This window comes from Corallococcus sp. AB030 (assembly GCF_003668965.1).
Taxonomy (GTDB): domain Bacteria; phylum Myxococcota; class Myxococcia; order Myxococcales; family Myxococcaceae; genus Corallococcus; species Corallococcus exiguus.
In genome coordinates this window covers 24,151-39,474 of the sequence record NZ_RAWQ01000005.1, presented here as the reverse complement: position 1 = coordinate 39,474, position 15,324 = coordinate 24,151, and the positions used below count along the sequence as shown (strand labels likewise).

The window sequence follows — 15,324 nt, the reverse complement described above, 5'->3', positions numbered from 1 at the left end:
GGGGCCCGCATCTCCCCGGGACATCCACGCCGGGAACACTAGGATGCGGTGCATCATGACCGCGCCCTTCCTTGTCGCCACCCTCGTTGAACCGCTGGAACCCGGGCACTACCGCTCGCGCTACGAGGCGCCCTGGTATCAGGGCCGGGGTGCGTACGGCGGCGTGGTGGCGGGGCAGGTGCTGCGTGCGATGGAGCACCAGCTGAACGACCCCCAACGGCAGGTGCGCTCGTTCACCGTGCACTTCTGCTCGCCCGCTGTGGAGGGCGTGGCGGACCTGCACACGCGCATCGAGCGCGCCGGCAAGTTCGTCACCCATGCCACCGCGCGAGTGGAGAGCGGCGGCGTCGTGGTGGCCGTCGCCACGGCGACCTTTGGCGCCGCTCGCGGTGGGGCTCCCGAGTACATGGACTTCGTCATGCCGAAGGTGCCCGCGCCCGGTGCGCTCACGCCTGTCCCTGACGACGTGCCCATGCCGGACTTCTGCCGCTTCTTCGAGTACCGCTACTGCGTGGGCTCGGCGCCGTACTCGGGCGGTCCCGAGGCGGAGGTGGGCGGGTGGCTGCGGCCTCGCGTTCCCACGGCGTTGGACCCGGCGCTGTGCGTGGGGTTGATGGATGCGTATCCGCCGTCCGTGCTGTCACGGCTGGACGGCTTCCGCGCCGCGGCGTCGGTGGACCTCAGCGTGCAGTTCTTCCAGCCGTTCCCGGTGAAGGGCATCGCGCCGGACGCGCACTATCTGCGCACCGGGCGCTCGCGCCAGGCCGCGGAGGGCTACACAGAGGAGACCCAGCTCCTCTGGGCGGAGGACGGCACGCTGCTCGCGCAGTGCCGTCAGCTCGTCGCCGTGCTCGGCTGAACCGCCAACTCGGCCACCACGGCGTGGTGGTCGGAGACGGCGTCGGGCAGACGCGCGTACGCCAGAACGGCTCAGGCGGCGATCTGCTTGCGCAACAGCCGCGTCAGCTCCGCGGGGTCCACCGGCTTGGGCAGCAGCTCCGCGCCGTAGCGGATGGCCACGGGCAGCAGGTCATCCAGGTCCGAGTGGCCGGTGAGGAAGATGAACGGCGCGCGGCACTCCTGCAGCTCGCGCATGGCGACGAGCACGTCGGAGCCGTTCATGTCCGGCATGTTGTAGTCGCACAGGATGGCGGCGATGCCGGTGAGGTCCAGGTGAAAGGCCTCGGCGGGGGACTGCACCGTGAGCACCGTGTAGCCCGCGTCCCGCAAGGTGTCTCCCACGGTCGCGAGCACGAAGAGGTCATCGTCGATGACCAGCACGGTTGGCATGGCACTCCTCCAGCGCCTGAGCGGCGCGCGCGATGCGCACGAGTGTATCCGAGCCCGCGCGTCCGCGCGCCACACCCCCACGGTGCGAGTTGCCGGGGTCGGGGCCACCCACGTCGTAGGGTGTGGGCGCTCGGCGGGCCTCAGGCCCTCACTGTTTCGCGGCCGTGACAGGAGAGGGGATGAGGATGAGCTGCTCCTGGGGTGGGTTGAGGTATTCGGCGCCGGTCTCCGTGACGACGGCCATCTCCTCCACGGAGAGGATGCGCAGCGCGTCCGGGCTGCTGCCGTCCTTCCACGCGTAGAAGCCGTCGAAGGCGAACACCTGCCCGGGCTGGAGCTTGCGCAGCGAGGAGCCCGCGGGCGGCTTGCCGGACGCCGCGCCGGACAGGGCGGGGCCGGCGTCATGGGCCCAGTAGCCCACGGGATGGCCGGTGCCCCACATCACGGGCTCGGAGCCCGCTTCGCGCATCCAGTCGCGCTGGGCCTTGTCCACGTCGTAGCCGCGCACGCCGGGCTTCATCGCCGCGAGCGCGATGCGGCTGCCCTTCTTCGACTTCTCCCACTTCGCCAGCGCCTCCGCGGGAGGCTGCTTCTCCCCCGGCGCCAGCACGTACGCGAAGCGCTGGATGTCCGTCACCCACGTGCCTCCCACGCGGATGCCGAAGTCCGTCTGGATGAAGTCCCCCGGCTGGATGACGCGGTCGGTGGCGTTCGAGTGCCCGCGCGTGGGCCCGCTGTTCACGTTGGGGTTCTGGTCCGGCTGCCACCCGTCACCCACGCCCAGCTCCGCGATGCGCTTCTTGAGGAAGCGCGCCACGTCCGAGTCCCGCGTCTTGCCGGGCACCACGGTGCGGTACGCCTCCTCCTCCAGCTTCGCGGTGATGTCCGCGGCCTTGCGCATGATGTCCACCTCCTCGGGCGTCTTCACGGACAGCCACTCGGAGACCAGGTCCTCGGAGGACACCAGCTTCTTGCGCAGCGCGGGGGACAGCGCCGCCTCCAGCTTCGCGCGCTGCGTGGCGGACAGGCCGTCCGCGATGGACATCCGCTCCGACGAATTGATGGCCACCTTCGCCGGCTTCGCCTGGGTGAGGCGCGCGGCGATGAGCGCGTTCACGTCCGCGCCGCGCTCGAAGGCCACCACCTCGTCCACCACGCCCATGTCGCGGAGCGCGGTGGCCTCGCCCTCGGGAGAGAGCGCGGTGGAGCGCAGCGAGTCGCCGTCCCGTAGGAACAGGAACGCGGCGGTGCCTCCCGCGTTCTCCCCGCCCACGTGGGCCGCGAGCGGGTCGTTGTCGTTCTCACGGCAGAGCACCACCCACGCGTCCACGCCCGCGCGGGCCATGGCCTGGGGCAGCAGCTTCTGGAGGCGCTCCTTGCGCACGCGAGGCCACGCGCCTTCCGCGGCGGGCACGGCGGGCGCGGCGTGGGCGAGGGAGGCAGCGAGCAGGGCGGAGAGGAGGACGGGCCGGACACGCGTCATGGATGCGCTCTTCCTGGTGGGGGGAGGGCGCGGATTGTTTCACGGCCACGCCGCGCGACAACCCACACGCCGTGCACCGCGCGGGTGCTTCACCCGGAAGTCCCGGAATCACAAGAGACATGTCCGGGACGTGGGCCTGTTCGTGGGTGGACATGGCCCTGCCCCCGGGGCTCGGGCGCGGATGGCTGTCTGTCATTGCGCCGGGACCGCCGGGAGGGCGCGAACGGCGCCAGGGCTTGCGACCGTGCGCGTCGTCTCCAACCCCGGAGTCGCACATGCGTGTCGAAGAAACGAGTTCCGCCGCGGAGTACGTCCAGGGCAACGAGGACCGGGAGCTGCGACGGTTGATGCTCCAGGCCCAGGTGTACGCGCCGCTGACGGAGGGAGTGCTGCGCGGGGCCGGCTTGAAGCCCGGCATGCGCGTGCTGGACGTGGGCTGCGGCGTGGGGGACGTGTCCATCCTCGCGGCGGAGCTGGTGGGCCCCACGGGCGAGGTGGTGGGCGTGGACCGCGAGGCCCGCGTCCTCGCCTGCGCCCAGCGTCGCGCCGGGTCGCAGGGCTTGGGCCACGTGCGCTTCCAGCAGAGCAGCCTGGAGTCCCTGCCCGTCGGCGCCCCCTTCGACGCCATCGTCGGCCGGCTGGTGGTGATGTTCCAGCCGGACCCGGTGACGTTCGTCCGCCGCATGGTGGAGCACCTGCGCCCCGGCGGCGTGCTGGCGCTGCACGAACTGGAGCTGGCGGCCATGGGCATGGCGCACCCGAAGCTGCCGCTGTTCAACCGTGTCTGGAACTGGATGCTGCCCACCTGCGAACGCGTGGGCATCAAGGTCCACATGGGCCTGGAGCTGGTGTCCACGCTGCGGCGGGCCGGGCTGGTGGTGGATGACGGCGTGGTGGGCGGGCGGCTGGGCGTGACGCCGGACGCGGAGACCACGCACGCCCTGGTGGAGACCGTGCGCACGCTCCTGCCCCACATGGAGCGGCTGGGCGTGGCGCTGGCCATGGAGGTGGACATCGACACGCTGGCCGCCCGCCTCACCGCCGAGCTGCGCTCCAACGGCGGCGTGCTGGTGCCCAGCCTCATGGTGGGCGTCTGGGCCCACCGTCCAGGCCCTGTCTAGCGCCGCCGTCTTCGCACGACTTCACGAGCGGCGGGGGAGTGGGTCGCTTAGAGTGGCCTCATGGCAAAGACGGCATCCCGCAAGTCCCCCGCGAAGGCCAAGAAGCAGCCCGCGCGCCCCGCCGCGCCCGCGAAGACACCGGCCCGGCCAGTGAAGGCGAAGGTGGAGAAGGTGGAGCCCCGCCGCGCCTCCGCCTCCTCTCCGAAGCCCCCCGTGCTGGAGGCCGAGCCCGTCTTCGACTCCGGCCCCGTGGCCGACCCCCGCGAGTCCACGCCCAAGAGCCTGCCCGCGGGCGAGCCGAAGGGCCGGGTGCTGCCCTTCGAAATCGACCCGGCGCAGCTGGAGGCCGGCTTCCAGAAGCTCCGCGGCGAGCTGGTCCACTGGACCAACAAGGGCCGCTACACCAAGGTCCGCTTCAAGTTCCGGGGCAAGCAGCTGCTGCCCGACCTGCCCCTGGCCGCCGTCGTCGCCGCGGAGGGCCTGTCCTTCTACTGGGGCGGCATCCTGCGCGTGCTCGTGGCCAACGTGGTGGGCAAGAGCGTGTTCGAGGTGGAGCTGGTCAACGACGCGGACAAGCGCGTCCAGGCGGGCCGCGAGGCGCTCCTGTCCGGCGACGTGGACCAGGCGCTCACGCTGTTCCGCGAGGCGCTCGCCATGGACCGCGACAACGCCTCCGCGCACCTCAACGTGGGCGTGGCCCTGAGGCTCCGCGGGGACCGCGAAGGGGCGCTCGCCGCGTTCGAAACCGCGAAGGCCAAGGACCCCGAGGGCGGCGTGGGCGCGGAGGCCGAACGGCTGGCCGCGAACCTCCGCCCCAAGACCTGAAAAACGGGCCCGGAACGGCCTGGAAACGGGCCCCGGACGCGGGCCCGGAAACGGCCTCCGGTGGGGCTGAAAACGCACCGCCCGGATGTTCCCTCCCGGTGCCCCGGAAAGGCCCTTTCCGACCCCTGGAACCGGGCGGGCGGGCAGCCGGGGCGAATCCCCCCTGTTTCCCTTATTGACTGAGGGAAATCCGGGGGTTACGAACACTCTCCCATCGGGCGGAGCCCCCCACGTGAGGGGCCCGTCCGCACCTTCCAGAGCCCATGGCTGACGACACCACCGACACGCCGGCAACGCCCCCCGCGCCTCCTCCGTCGAGCGGCGCTGGAGAGCTCATTCCCATCAACATCGAAGACGAGATGCGCCGCTCGTATCTCGACTACTCGATGTCCGTCATCATCGGCCGCGCGCTGCCAGACGTGCGCGACGGCCTGAAGCCCGTCCACCGTCGCGTCCTCTTCGCGATGAACGACCTGGGCAACCTCCACAACCGCGCCTACAAGAAGAGCGCGCGCGTGGTCGGTGACGTCATCGGTAAGTACCACCCGCACGGCGACTCTTCCGTCTACGACGCCATGGTGCGCCTGGCCCAGGAATGGAGCCTTCGCTACCTGCTGGTGGACGGCCAGGGCAACTTCGGCTCGGTGGACGGCGACTCGCCGGCGGCCATGCGTTACACGGAAGTGCGCATGGAGCGGCTGGCGGAGGACCTCCTGGGGGACATCGACAAGGAGACCGTCGAGTTCGGCCCCAACTACGACGACTCGCTGGAAGAGCCGCTCGTCCTGCCGGCCAAGTTCCCCAACCTCCTCGTCAACGGCAGCAGCGGCATCGCGGTGGGCATGACCACCAACATCCCGCCGCACAACATGACGGAGGTCATCAGCGGCACGCTGCACCTCATCGACAATCCGGGCTGCACCGTCCTGGACCTGATGGAGTTCATCGAGGGGCCGGACTTCCCCACCGCCGCCATCATCACCGGCCGCGATGGCATCCGCCGCGCCTACGAGACGGGCCGCGGGGCCATGACCATCCGCGCGCGCACGGAGATTGAAACGAACAAGAAGGGCGACCGTGAGGCCATCATCGTCACGGAGATCCCCTACCAGGTGAACAAGGCCCGGCTCATCGAGAAGATCGCCGAGCTGGTGCGCGAGAAGAAGCTGGAGGGCATCAGCGACATCCGTGACGAGAGCGACCGTCAGGGCATGCGCATCGTCATCGAGCTCAAGCGCGACGCCATCAACCAGGTGGTGCTCAACAACCTCTTCTCCATGACGCAGATGGAGACGACGTTCGGCGCGGTGATGCTGGCCATCGACGGCGGGCAGCCGCGCACGCTCAACCTGAAGGAGCTGCTGGACCGCTTCATCGCGCACCGCCGCGACGTGGTGACGCGCCGCACGCGCTACGAGCTGCGCAAGGCGCTCTCGCGCATGCACATCGTGGAAGGCCTGCTCGTCGCGCAGGACCTCATCGACCTGGTGGTCAGCCTCATCCGCGCGTCGCGTGACCCGGATGAAGCGCGCTGGGGCCTGATGAACATCCTGTCGCCGGAGCTGTACACGCGCGAGCGCTTCCAGAACCTGGACCGCATCGACTACGCGAAGGCCAAGGCGCAGATGGAGCTGCTGGTCAGCCGCGCGCGCAACGAGGAGCCGGCCTACGGCGGCCTGGAGCACAAGTACGAAGGCGCGGGCTTCAGCGAGGACCAGGCGCAGAACATCCTGGAGATGCGCCTGCAGCGCCTCACCGGCCTTCAGCGCGAGGAGCTCTTCAAGGAGCTCATCGGGCTGGTGCGCGACATCGCGCGCCTGCGCGACATCCTCGCCAATGAGAAGAGCCTGCTCTCCGTCATCAAGGCGGAGCTGATGGAGATCCGCGAGCGCTACGGCGACAAGCGCCGCACGGAGATCACCGGCGCGGTGGATGACCTCACCCGCGAGGACCTCATCGCGGAAGAGACGATGGTGGTCACGCTGTCGCACACGGGCTACGTGAAGCGCTCGCCCCTGTCGGAGTACCGCGCGCAGAAGCGCGGCGGGCGCGGCAAGACGGGCGCGGGGACGAAGGAGGACGACTTCGTCACCAAGGTGTTCGTGGCCAGCACGCACGCGTACCTCATGCCCATCACCACGAAGGGCAAGCTGTACTCGCTGAAGGTGCACCAGATTCCGCAGGGCAGCCGCACGTCGCGCGGCAAGGCCATCGTGAACCTGGTGCAGTTCGGGGAAGGGGAGCGGCTGGCGCAGGTGCTGGTGACGCGCGACTTCCCGGAGAACCGCTACGTCTTCTTCGTCACGAAGAAGGGCGTGGTGAAGCGCACGGACCTGAGCGCGTTCGAAAGCGTCCGCGCCAGCGGCATCATCGCGCTGGGCATCGACGAGGGCGACGAGCTGGTGGGCGTCATGATCACCGACGGCACCAAGGACATCCTCCTGTCCACGGCCACGGGCATGAGCATCCGCTTCAAGGAAGAGGATGTCCGCTCCATGGGCCGTCAGGCCTACGGCGTGAAGGGAATCACGCTGGAGGACGGCGACGAGGTGGTGGGCGCGGACCTCCTGGACAAGGAGCCGGAGGAGGGCCAGGCGCCGGCGGAGCAGAGCAGCGCCATCCTCACGGTGACGGAGAACGGCTACGGCAAGCGCACCGAAGGCGCCGAGTACCGGCAGCAGGGCCGTGGCGGCAAGGGCATCATCGACATCAAGGCCACCGAGCGGAACGGCCGCGTGGTGGGCGTGGTGCAGGTGAAGGACAGCGACGAGGTGATGATCGTCACCAACGGCGGCATGCTCATCCGCATGAAGGTGAAGGAGATCTCCGTCATCGGCCGCAACACGCAGGGCGTGCGCCTCATCGCGCTGGAGAACGGCGAGGAGAAGGTGATGGCCATCTCCAAGCTGCCCGAAGGCGAGGAGTCCGAGGAGGAGACGGAGACCACCTCGCCGGTGGAAGGGGCCGGCGTCGAGGCTTCGTCGGAGGCCGCGCCGGTGGAGGCTGCTTCGCCGGAGGCTCCGGCGGACGAGGCTGGCCCGGCCAGCACGGAAGGTGAGCCCGGCTCGGAAGGCTGAGTCCAGGCGGTAGAAACACGGGAGGGCCGGGCACGGGACGCGGGATGCGCGCTCCGGGACCCGGCCCTCTTCGTTGGTGCGGGGGACTACTTCTGGGTGAGGTCCTTGGGCACGGTGAGGCCGGCGGTCTTCTCGTCGATCCAGAAGATGTTCATCACCCACCAGCGCTGGCCGTCGTTGAAGAGCTGGATGCTGTTGACGCCCTTGGCGATGAGCGGCCCGTCCTGCGTGCCGCGCGCCTCGTAGGTGCTCATGACCTGCACCAGCGCGCCGAAGGCGTGCGTCTGGCGAGCAATCTCCTTCTCGAAGAAGCCGTGCGTCGCGGTGCTCTCCTGGCCCCACGTCACGTAGTCCTCCGGCGTGATGGGGCGGGCCGCCAGCGTGGTCGCCCCCGGCGGCTTCCCCAGCGGGATGAGCTGGGCGCCCGGATAGAAGAGGGAGCGGAAGCGCTGCCAGTCACGAGCCGCGCCCGCCGGTCCGCTGATGACGTCGTAGAGCGCCTTGAGGATGGCGTCCTGGGACTTCACGTCCTCGGGCTTCGCCTTGGGCAGTTGGGCGAGCGCGGCCTGGGTGCGCTCCGCGGAGGCCTTCATCGGGTTCGGCTTCTCCGGTGCGGCGGGGGCGGCCGCGGCCTTGGGCTGCGACGGAGGCGCAGCGGGGGCCTGGGCGAAGGACGCGGTTCCCAACAGGACGGCACAAGCGACGAGCAGGCGCGACATGGGGACTCCCGGAAGAGGGGAAGGCGAAGAGCCTAATCCCACGGCGCGGAAGCCCTCGCTGGGATTCCCCTCCGCGGAGCACACCGCACGAGCCTGTCCGACAGTCGGACAGGTTGGGACCGGGTCGGGTGGCCGGTGCTTGGCCCGGCCGGTGCCGCACCGTAGTGTGCCCGCCGTCATGGCCTTCCTTTCGCTCGATGCCCTCACCCTGAAGTTCCTCGGTGCCGCCGCCCCCGCGGTGCGCGACGTGTCGCTGGCGCTGGAGCCGGGGGACGCGGTGGCGCTGATGGGCACCTCCGGCTCCGGGAAGACGGCGCTGCTGCGGCTGGTGGCGGGCCTGGAGCAGCCGACGTCCGGCAACATCACGCTCGCGGGCCGCGTGGTCGCCGGGCCGGACGTGTTCGTGCCCCCGGAGCAGCGCCCCCTGCGCCGAGTCCTTCACGACACGGAGCTCGAGTCCGGCCTCACCGTGCGCGACGTGGTGATGGGCGTGCAGCCCAAGGGCGAAGGCCTGGCGCACGCGCGCGGCATGCTGGCGCTGTTCCAACTTGAAGACCTGGAGGCGCGCATCTGCGGAACCCTCTCCCGGGGACAGCGGCAGCGCGTGTTGCTGGCGCGCGCGCTGGCCTCCGGGACGAAGCTGCTGGTGCTGGATGAACCCTTCGCCGGCATGGACGCCGGCCTGCGCGCCAACGTCCTTGGAGAGTGGCGCCGCGTGCTCAAGGCGCGAGGCACCGCGGTGCTCTTCGCCACGCACGACGTGGGGGACGCGCTGGCCTTCGCGGACCGGTTGGTGCTGCTGCGCGGGGGCACGGTGGAACAGCAGGGCTCGCCCGAGTCCGTCTACGAAGCGCCGCGCAGCGCCTTCGCCGCGTACTTCCTGGGCGGCACCAACCTGCTGCCCGGTTCAGCCTTCGGCCGCGTCGCGCGCACGGCGCTGGGCAACCTGCCGCTGAGCACGGAGGCGCGCGGCGAGGTGATGCTCTCCCTGCGCCCGGAAGCGCTGCGGCTCGTCCCCGACACGGACGGCGTCGCGGTGGGCGGAGCCCTGCGAGCGGAGGTGTTGGAGCGCGCCTTCCGGGGCGCGCACGTGGACTTCACCGTGTCCTGCGCGGGCATGGCGCTGGTGGTGCGCGCCGCCTCCTCGGCCCCCTTTCGCGAGGGCAGCCGCGCCCGCCTGGAGGTCGCGGGCCGCGCGGACGTGCTGGAGGAGACATCTGGCGCCGCCCGCTAGCACACCAGGCGTGCAAGCGCCCGGCATGAATGGTGCAATCACCCGCGTCCCCCATGCGTAGGGAGGGGTATGAACATCGCAGGCCTTCGAGGAATGGGAACCCGCTTCTTCCACTACGTGCGCGACCCTCGGGTGGCGACGTGGCGCAAGCTGTCCGGGCTGCTGGCCGTCCTGTACTTCGTGTCGCCCGTGGACGCGATTCCGGACTTCATCCCCGTGTTCGGCTGGCTGGACGACCTGGGCGTTCTATCGGCCGCCGCCTTCTTCATGGTGCGTGAGGTCCAGCGCTGGCGCCCCGCCCCGCCCGTCGGTGAGCCGGCGTTCGACGGACTCCCGCGTGACGAGCAGGGCCAGACGCGCGTGCCCACGCTGCGCCGGCACTCCTAGCCGTCAGTCGTTGCCGCCGCGGCGGTCCTCGAAGTGCACGAAGTCGATGAGGAACGTCGCGGCCACCACCAGCGTCCGCACGTGCGGGTCGTGCAGGCCGTTGAACCGGACGCCGAAGTTGTCGGCGTCCGTGAACATCTCCTTGCCGAACCCGCTCCACTTCTTCGCGATGGTCCCCACCTCGCGGCCCTGCTGCTCCACGTTGAACGTCCAGGGCCTGAAGAACGGCCCGCTCAAGTGGGCCAGCTCTTCGTCGCGAGGCCCGAGCACGTCGTAGGCGCGGGTGAAGAAGCGGAAGCGCTGCTGGATGGCGCCCAGGTGCCGTCCCTCGCCGTCCTCCACCTCCAGCCGGGACAGCCAGAAGCGCCACGGGCGGCGCAGCCGCAGGAGTGTCTCCCCGCGCGCGGACTTGAGCTCCATCTTGAAGGGCCGCTTTGCCTTGAGGAAGCCGCGCAGCAGGAACAGGCCCAGCCCGCTGCCCACCTCGCCCGCGAAGAAGAGCGGGCGTCCGTCGTCGCCCACCACCTCGTAGCGGTTGCGGCCCTCGAAGCCGGTGAGGATTTCGCCCCACTCCTTCACCTGCCGCACGCGCAACGTGTGCTCGTCACGCAAGAGGGTCAGCGCCTGGGACTCGTCGGGCATGGGCGGCTCCGGGAAGGCCGAAGGAGGATGGCGGCCGCAGTCTAGAACTGCCCGAGCACCGCGAGCCCCATCCCCCCATGCCGCCCCATGGCCGCAGGGGCGACAGAGACGGTCGGAGTGTTGTCTGGTGCATCGAAGTCACGCGTGAGGAACGTCGTGGTCCCCAGGCCGGCCAGCACGCCCACGGCGGTGCCCACCAGCAGCACGTCCCCGTGGTCGCTGTCCAGGGCCAGGAACATCGCGCTCAAGCCCACCAGGCCGCCCAGGATGCCGCCCGCGTCGATGAGCAGCACCCGGCCCTGGGAGATGTCCAGGTTGCGCCCCACCAGCGCGAAGGTGAGCAGGCCCGCGCCCACCACGCCCTGCTCGATGGCGATGAAGTCGCGCGTCTCACCGCTCTGGGTGGCCATCAGCAGCCCCGCCACCACGCCCGCCCACAGGCCGCCGGAGTTCGCCAGCGACACCTGTCCGGCGGTGGGCCGCGCGAACTCCGCCACCAGGATGCCCAGGCCCGTGAAGCCCAGGGCCCCCGCCATCACCGCCCCCGTGGCGCTCTCCCCCTCCAGGTCGAACGAACTCTGGGACGCCAGGCCATAACCGAAGCCCCACACCGTGCCGGAGTTGATGGCCGCCGCCTGGCCCCGCGTCAGACTGCTCCGGGTGGCGAGCATCGAAATCGCCGCCCCCGCGCCGCCGCCCAGGAGCGCCACCGCCACGTACGCGCGCCCGTCCTGGCAGTTGGAGATGGAGCACAGCATGACGCCCTGGGTGATGCCGTGCAGCGTCTGCACGACGGTCAACGACGCCCGGGCCTGCTGCGACGGTCCCTCCTTCGAAGTCACCCCTGGCTCCGCCACCACCGGCCGCGCTAGCGTGTCCTGCGCCAGCCGCGCGCCCGGCTCCATCCGCGTCCGCGCCAGCCGCGCCAGCTCCGGTGCGTACGGATGCCCGGGGCACACCTGCATCACGCGCTCCAACAACTCCAGGGCCTGCGCCTCCTGTCCGCGCACCAACGCGTCGAAGCCCGCCGCGTAGTCGGACTCGGCGGCGCAGGCTTCGTCACTCGCCACGAGCGGTGGCGCGGAGACGGAGCCCGAGGACGTGACGGCGGGAGGCGCCGCGCCTTCCCGGGGCGAAGGACCGGGCTGCGCTGCGACGAGGACGGCCAGGAAGAAGGGCGCGAGGACCATGCAGGCTCCCACCCTAGTCACCCCCGCGGAAAGACGGGAGACCCGGGACCCCGGTCCTCCTGGAAAGGAGGCCCGGGGCCCGGGTGACGCCACGCGGCGGCCTACCGCGTCGCCAACGTCTCCATGTGCTGGCGGAGCGCGGCCATGTCCCCCAGCCGCCCGTCCAGACCCGGAAGGGGCTTCGCGGCCTGCTCGATGCGGCCCCGCGTACGCGGACCCGCCGCCACCAGCCACGCCACGCCCAGCGCCAGCTCCGCCACGTCCGGCGCCTGGCCCAGCTGCGAGGCCAGCGCGAGCAGCGCGTCCACGGCCTTCTTCACCTGCGCGCCGTGCAGCGGGTGGCTGCTGGTGATGCCCTCGCGCAGGAGCACCAACAGCACCCGCGCGGTGGCGCGAGCCTGACGCACCGGCTCCGGTCCTTCACCCGTGCCGGCCCACAGCCCGTTCGCCAACTGCTGGCCCAGGATGCCGCCCACGTCCTCGGTGGGGATGGAGGCCTCCGCCACGGACAGCGGAAGGGACTCCTCCTCCTGCTCGTAGACCACCTCCGCCTTCTCCTTGACGACGCGCTCCAGCTCCGGGGCGCCCTGCATGGCGGCGTCCTTGCGCGGCTTCGCGGCGGACATCAGCCGGTCGAAGAACCCGCCCTTGTCCTTCTTCGCGCTCTTCGCGGACTCCTGCTCCCTGCGCTCCATGGGCGCGCTGGCGCCCCCGGGCCCGGAGCCATCCGCGAACTCCGCCTGGAAGGAGGACCCGGTGGTGGGCTCCGGCCCCAGGTCGCGCGCGGGAGCGGGCGAGGGCGCGGACAGGCTCGGAGGCGGCGGGGGGACCGCGCCGCCCCGGGAACGGCTGACCGCCCCGGGCGCGGGCATCGACTTCGAAGCCACCCGTCGCTTCATCACGGGCCGCGTCGCCGGCGCGAGCGCGTCCGCGAGCCCGCCCTCCGGCACGTCTTCGTCGTCCATGTCCCGAGCGGCCTGGTTGAACATGCTCCAGCCCGCGGGCGCGTTCACCGGCACCACGCGCGTGTCAGGCGTGCCGGATGCACGGCGGTCGCCCTGGCGCTCCTCCACCACCACGAAGGACGTGTACTGCGTGGCCAGCTGGTGCTCGACGGCGAGCCGGACGATGCGCTCCTTCATCGCCTCCGCGCGCCGGCCCACCAGCCCCGCGTCCATCCAGCCCCGGATGCGCTCGGCGGCCCACAACTTCTCCACCACCGGCCGGTCCGACTGCGCGGGCAAATCCAACCGCACCGTGAGGGAGAAGGGCTCCCGGCCCGACTTCCCCTTCAGCGTCACGCTGCCCGTGCCCGCCTGCGCATAGCGCCCGAAGAGCGTCCACGGCGTGCCATCCACCAGCGGCGGCAGCGTGGCCGGCGCCAGCTCGCTGGCCTCCACGCCGTCGAAGCGCACCTCCAGGTCGGTGACGCGTGGCGCGAGTGCCCGCGAGAACTGCGCCACCACCTTCTCGTCGATGCGCTCTCCCGGGTGGATGAACTCCACCGCGCCATCCGTGCGGCGCGCCAGGTCGCGCAGCAGCGCGTCGCTCACGTTGGTGCCGATGCCGAACGAGAACACCCGCCCCGTCCCGCGCGCCGCGAGCACCGCCTCGAGGATTTCGTTCTCGTTGCCCACCTGGCCGTCCGTCAGCAGCACCACCACGCCGTCCGGCGCGGCCTTCATCGCGGTGACCATCGGCTCCAGCAGCTCCGTGCCGCCGTAGGCCCTCAGCCCCGCGACCCACGCGTCCGCCTGCTCCAGCGTGCGCTGGGTGAACTGCATCGTCTGCGGAGAGAAGGAGCGGAACGAGTTCTCGAACGCGATGACGTTGAAGCGGTCGCCTTCACGCAGGTGGCGCAGGCACAGCCGGAGCGCGGCCTGGGCCTGGGGCAGGCTGTCGCCGTCCATGGAGCCGGACGTGTCCACCACGAACACCACCTCCTGCCGGGGCGGCGTCGTCGCCAGGTTCAGCAGGTCCGGCACCACCGTGAGCGCGAACGTGCCGGGGCCTTCCGCCTTCCGGTGGGTGACCACGGGCGTGAGCATCACGTCCGGGTTGGCGTTGCGCATCGTGAGCACCACGTCGCGGTCCAGCGCCACCTCGTTGCCCGCGAAGTCCTTGAGGAACGAATCGCGCTGCAGGGTCACCCGCGTGCGGGTGCCGTCCTTGGTGGCGGTGATGCGGTGGGACGGGCTCTCCACCACCACGTCACGGCCCACGTCGATGAGCAGGTCCATGCGCAGCCCGTAGTCCACGTTCATGCTCGTGGGCGGGGAGATGCGGTCCGCGTCCGGCACCCGCGTCGTCGGGGCCGCGCTGCCGTGGCCGGTGCGGTCGCCGTGCACCGCGCCGGGCATGTACCGGGGCGCCACCAGCGTGGGCAGCATCCAGCGCACGCTGCCTTCTTCCGCGGTGAGCGTCTGCAGGAACTCCACCTCCACCAGCGTCTCCTCGCCCGGCAGCAGGTTTCCCACCTGCGCGGTGAAGACGTTGGCGCGCTCCTGGTCCAGCAGCGCCGCGCCGTGTCCTTCGGTGATGGCGTCGTCGTAGGCGCGGAAGGCCGCCTCGCGCTCCTTCACCACGCCGGCCACGCGGCGGCCCGCGCACGTCATGGAGAAGGCGCTGAGCGTCGCGTCGGAGGGCAGGGGGAAGGTGTAGATGGCCTCCACCGGCTTCTTCTCGTCGTTGCGGTAGCGCTGCGTCACGCGCACCCGCGCGTGCCCCCCGAGCAGCTCACCGGTGACTTCCACTCCCTGCAGGGGCACCTGGGCCCCGTCCCGCGTGAACAGCCCACACTTCGCCTGCTCGTTCATGACCGCGTTCCTTCCTGGAACTCCTCGATGAGGGCGCGCACCCGCTCGGCCAGCGCCCGGACCTTCGCTTCCGCCTGCTCCGACACGTGCAATTCCAACCCCGGCGCCAGGAGCCAGCGCTGGTAACGCGCCACCTCCACCGTCGGGTCTTTTCCCGGCCGCTTCGGGGGCATCCGGAGGGCGTCCTCCGGTACCGGCAACGTCCCCGAGCCCACCGGCGACTCCGCCAGCCGGCGCAGCTCCTCCGGCGACAACCGCAAGAGCTCCGCCTGGATGGCGTCCAGTGGCAGGAACCTCGCCTGGAGCACCCGGATGGCCTTGAGCCGCACCCGGTGCTCCTCTCCGTAGACCGTGTCCGGCCCCTTGAAGGGCGGTGCGGGCAGGAGGCCCCGCTGGACGTAATAGCGGACCGTGCGCGGCGAGATGCCCACCTCCTCCGCCAGCGCGGTCAGCTTCCACTCCGTCTGTGTCTTGGGCGTGCTCACGAACCTGACAGTAGGTTGTGACAGTGGTAGTGTCAAGACATCGGTGGCGATTTGT

Annotated in this window: 13 protein-coding genes; 6 read left to right on the top strand and 7 right to left on the bottom strand. The window is 70.9% G+C overall.

What is annotated here, in order from left to right; all coding sequences use genetic code 11:
• Positions 1-55: 55 nt before the first annotated feature.
• Complete coding sequence (locus D7Y15_RS02355; protein WP_120580049.1) at positions 56-859, top strand: acyl-CoA thioesterase II; 804 nt, start codon at positions 56-58, stop codon at positions 857-859.
• A 71-nt stretch (positions 860-930) separates the two neighbouring features.
• Here D7Y15_RS02355 and D7Y15_RS02350 read toward each other — a convergent pair whose 3' ends face one another.
• Entirely contained in the window at positions 931-1,290 is a 360-nt protein-coding gene (locus tag D7Y15_RS02350; RefSeq protein ID WP_120594668.1) for a response regulator, read from the bottom strand.
• 148 nt (positions 1,291-1,438) lie between these two features.
• Positions 1,439-2,773, bottom strand: a complete 1,335-nt coding sequence (locus D7Y15_RS02345; protein ID WP_121751579.1) for a Xaa-Pro peptidase family protein — start codon at positions 2,771-2,773, stop codon at positions 1,439-1,441.
• Between the two features lie 275 nt (positions 2,774-3,048).
• On the opposite strand from D7Y15_RS02345, the gene D7Y15_RS02340 reads away from it, so the two are divergent.
• The 3 genes from D7Y15_RS02340 to gyrA all read left to right on the top strand — a co-directional run bounded on the left by D7Y15_RS02340 (position 3,049) and on the right by gyrA (position 7,796).
• Positions 3,049-3,894 (top strand): class I SAM-dependent methyltransferase, encoded by an 846-nt coding sequence (locus D7Y15_RS02340; protein ID WP_158628994.1) that lies wholly within the window; start codon positions 3,049-3,051, stop codon positions 3,892-3,894.
• Positions 3,895-3,954: 60 nt separating this feature from the next.
• A complete protein-coding gene (locus tag D7Y15_RS02335; protein ID WP_120580045.1) occupies positions 3,955-4,719 on the top strand; it encodes a tetratricopeptide repeat protein in 765 nt (254 codons plus the stop codon).
• Positions 4,720-4,982: 263 nt separating this feature from the next.
• Positions 4,983-7,796, top strand: a complete 2,814-nt coding sequence (gyrA, locus tag D7Y15_RS02330) for a DNA gyrase subunit A (RefSeq protein WP_121751577.1) — start codon at positions 4,983-4,985, stop codon at positions 7,794-7,796.
• An 86-nt stretch (positions 7,797-7,882) separates the two neighbouring features.
• Here gyrA and D7Y15_RS02325 read toward each other — a convergent pair whose 3' ends face one another.
• Positions 7,883-8,515, bottom strand: a complete 633-nt coding sequence (locus D7Y15_RS02325) for a nuclear transport factor 2 family protein (protein ID WP_121751576.1) — start codon at positions 8,513-8,515, stop codon at positions 7,883-7,885.
• A gap of 178 nt (positions 8,516-8,693) precedes the next feature.
• Between D7Y15_RS02325 and D7Y15_RS02320 the strand changes: the two genes are divergently transcribed.
• Both D7Y15_RS02320 and D7Y15_RS02315 read left to right on the top strand, forming a co-directional pair.
• Positions 8,694-9,749: an ABC transporter ATP-binding protein gene (locus tag D7Y15_RS02320; protein WP_121751575.1), complete on the top strand. Its 1,056-nt coding sequence runs from the start codon at positions 8,694-8,696 to the stop codon at positions 9,747-9,749.
• Between the two features lie 93 nt (positions 9,750-9,842).
• Positions 9,843-10,136 (top strand): YkvA family protein, encoded by a 294-nt coding sequence (locus D7Y15_RS02315; protein WP_121751574.1) that lies wholly within the window; start codon positions 9,843-9,845, stop codon positions 10,134-10,136.
• Between the two features lie 3 nt (positions 10,137-10,139).
• Here D7Y15_RS02315 and D7Y15_RS02310 read toward each other — a convergent pair whose 3' ends face one another.
• The 4 genes from D7Y15_RS02310 to D7Y15_RS02295 all read right to left on the bottom strand — a co-directional run bounded on the left by D7Y15_RS02310 (position 10,140) and on the right by D7Y15_RS02295 (position 15,269).
• Positions 10,140-10,778: a phospholipid scramblase-related protein gene (locus D7Y15_RS02310; RefSeq protein ID WP_121751573.1), complete on the bottom strand. Its 639-nt coding sequence runs from the start codon at positions 10,776-10,778 to the stop codon at positions 10,140-10,142.
• A gap of 41 nt (positions 10,779-10,819) precedes the next feature.
• Positions 10,820-11,968 (bottom strand): hypothetical protein, encoded by a 1,149-nt coding sequence (locus tag D7Y15_RS02305; protein ID WP_121751572.1) that lies wholly within the window; start codon positions 11,966-11,968, stop codon positions 10,820-10,822.
• Positions 11,969-12,069: 101 nt separating this feature from the next.
• Positions 12,070-14,784: a VIT domain-containing protein gene (locus D7Y15_RS46530; protein WP_121751571.1), complete on the bottom strand. Its 2,715-nt coding sequence runs from the start codon at positions 14,782-14,784 to the stop codon at positions 12,070-12,072.
• On the bottom strand, positions 14,781-15,269 hold the full coding sequence (locus D7Y15_RS02295; RefSeq protein WP_121751570.1) for a MerR family transcriptional regulator: 489 nt from the start codon (positions 15,267-15,269) through the stop codon (positions 14,781-14,783). The genes D7Y15_RS46530 and D7Y15_RS02295 overlap by 4 nt, the downstream gene beginning before the upstream one ends.
• Between the last annotated feature and the right edge of the window lie 55 nt (positions 15,270-15,324).

Excerpts from the sequence above, each read along its gene's own strand:
- D7Y15_RS02355 (WP_120580049.1), top strand. The coding sequence starts at position 56 with ATGACCGCGCCCTTCCTTGTCGCCACCCTCGTTGAACCGCTGGAACCC.
- D7Y15_RS02350 (WP_120594668.1), bottom strand. The coding sequence starts at position 1,290 with ATGCCAACCGTGCTGGTCATCGACGATGACCTCTTCGTGCTCGCGACC.
- D7Y15_RS02345 (WP_121751579.1), bottom strand. The coding sequence starts at position 2,773 with ATGACGCGTGTCCGGCCCGTCCTCCTCTCCGCCCTGCTCGCTGCCTCC.
- D7Y15_RS02340 (WP_158628994.1), top strand. The coding sequence starts at position 3,049 with ATGCGTGTCGAAGAAACGAGTTCCGCCGCGGAGTACGTCCAGGGCAAC.
- D7Y15_RS02335 (WP_120580045.1), top strand. The coding sequence starts at position 3,955 with ATGGCAAAGACGGCATCCCGCAAGTCCCCCGCGAAGGCCAAGAAGCAG.
- gyrA (WP_121751577.1), top strand. The coding sequence starts at position 4,983 with ATGGCTGACGACACCACCGACACGCCGGCAACGCCCCCCGCGCCTCCT.
- D7Y15_RS02325 (WP_121751576.1), bottom strand. The coding sequence starts at position 8,515 with ATGTCGCGCCTGCTCGTCGCTTGTGCCGTCCTGTTGGGAACCGCGTCC.
- D7Y15_RS02320 (WP_121751575.1), top strand. The coding sequence starts at position 8,694 with ATGGCCTTCCTTTCGCTCGATGCCCTCACCCTGAAGTTCCTCGGTGCC.
- D7Y15_RS02315 (WP_121751574.1), top strand. The coding sequence starts at position 9,843 with ATGGGAACCCGCTTCTTCCACTACGTGCGCGACCCTCGGGTGGCGACG.
- D7Y15_RS02310 (WP_121751573.1), bottom strand. The coding sequence starts at position 10,778 with ATGCCCGACGAGTCCCAGGCGCTGACCCTCTTGCGTGACGAGCACACG.
- D7Y15_RS02305 (WP_121751572.1), bottom strand. The coding sequence starts at position 11,968 with ATGGTCCTCGCGCCCTTCTTCCTGGCCGTCCTCGTCGCAGCGCAGCCC.
- D7Y15_RS46530 (WP_121751571.1), bottom strand. The coding sequence starts at position 14,784 with ATGAACGAGCAGGCGAAGTGTGGGCTGTTCACGCGGGACGGGGCCCAG.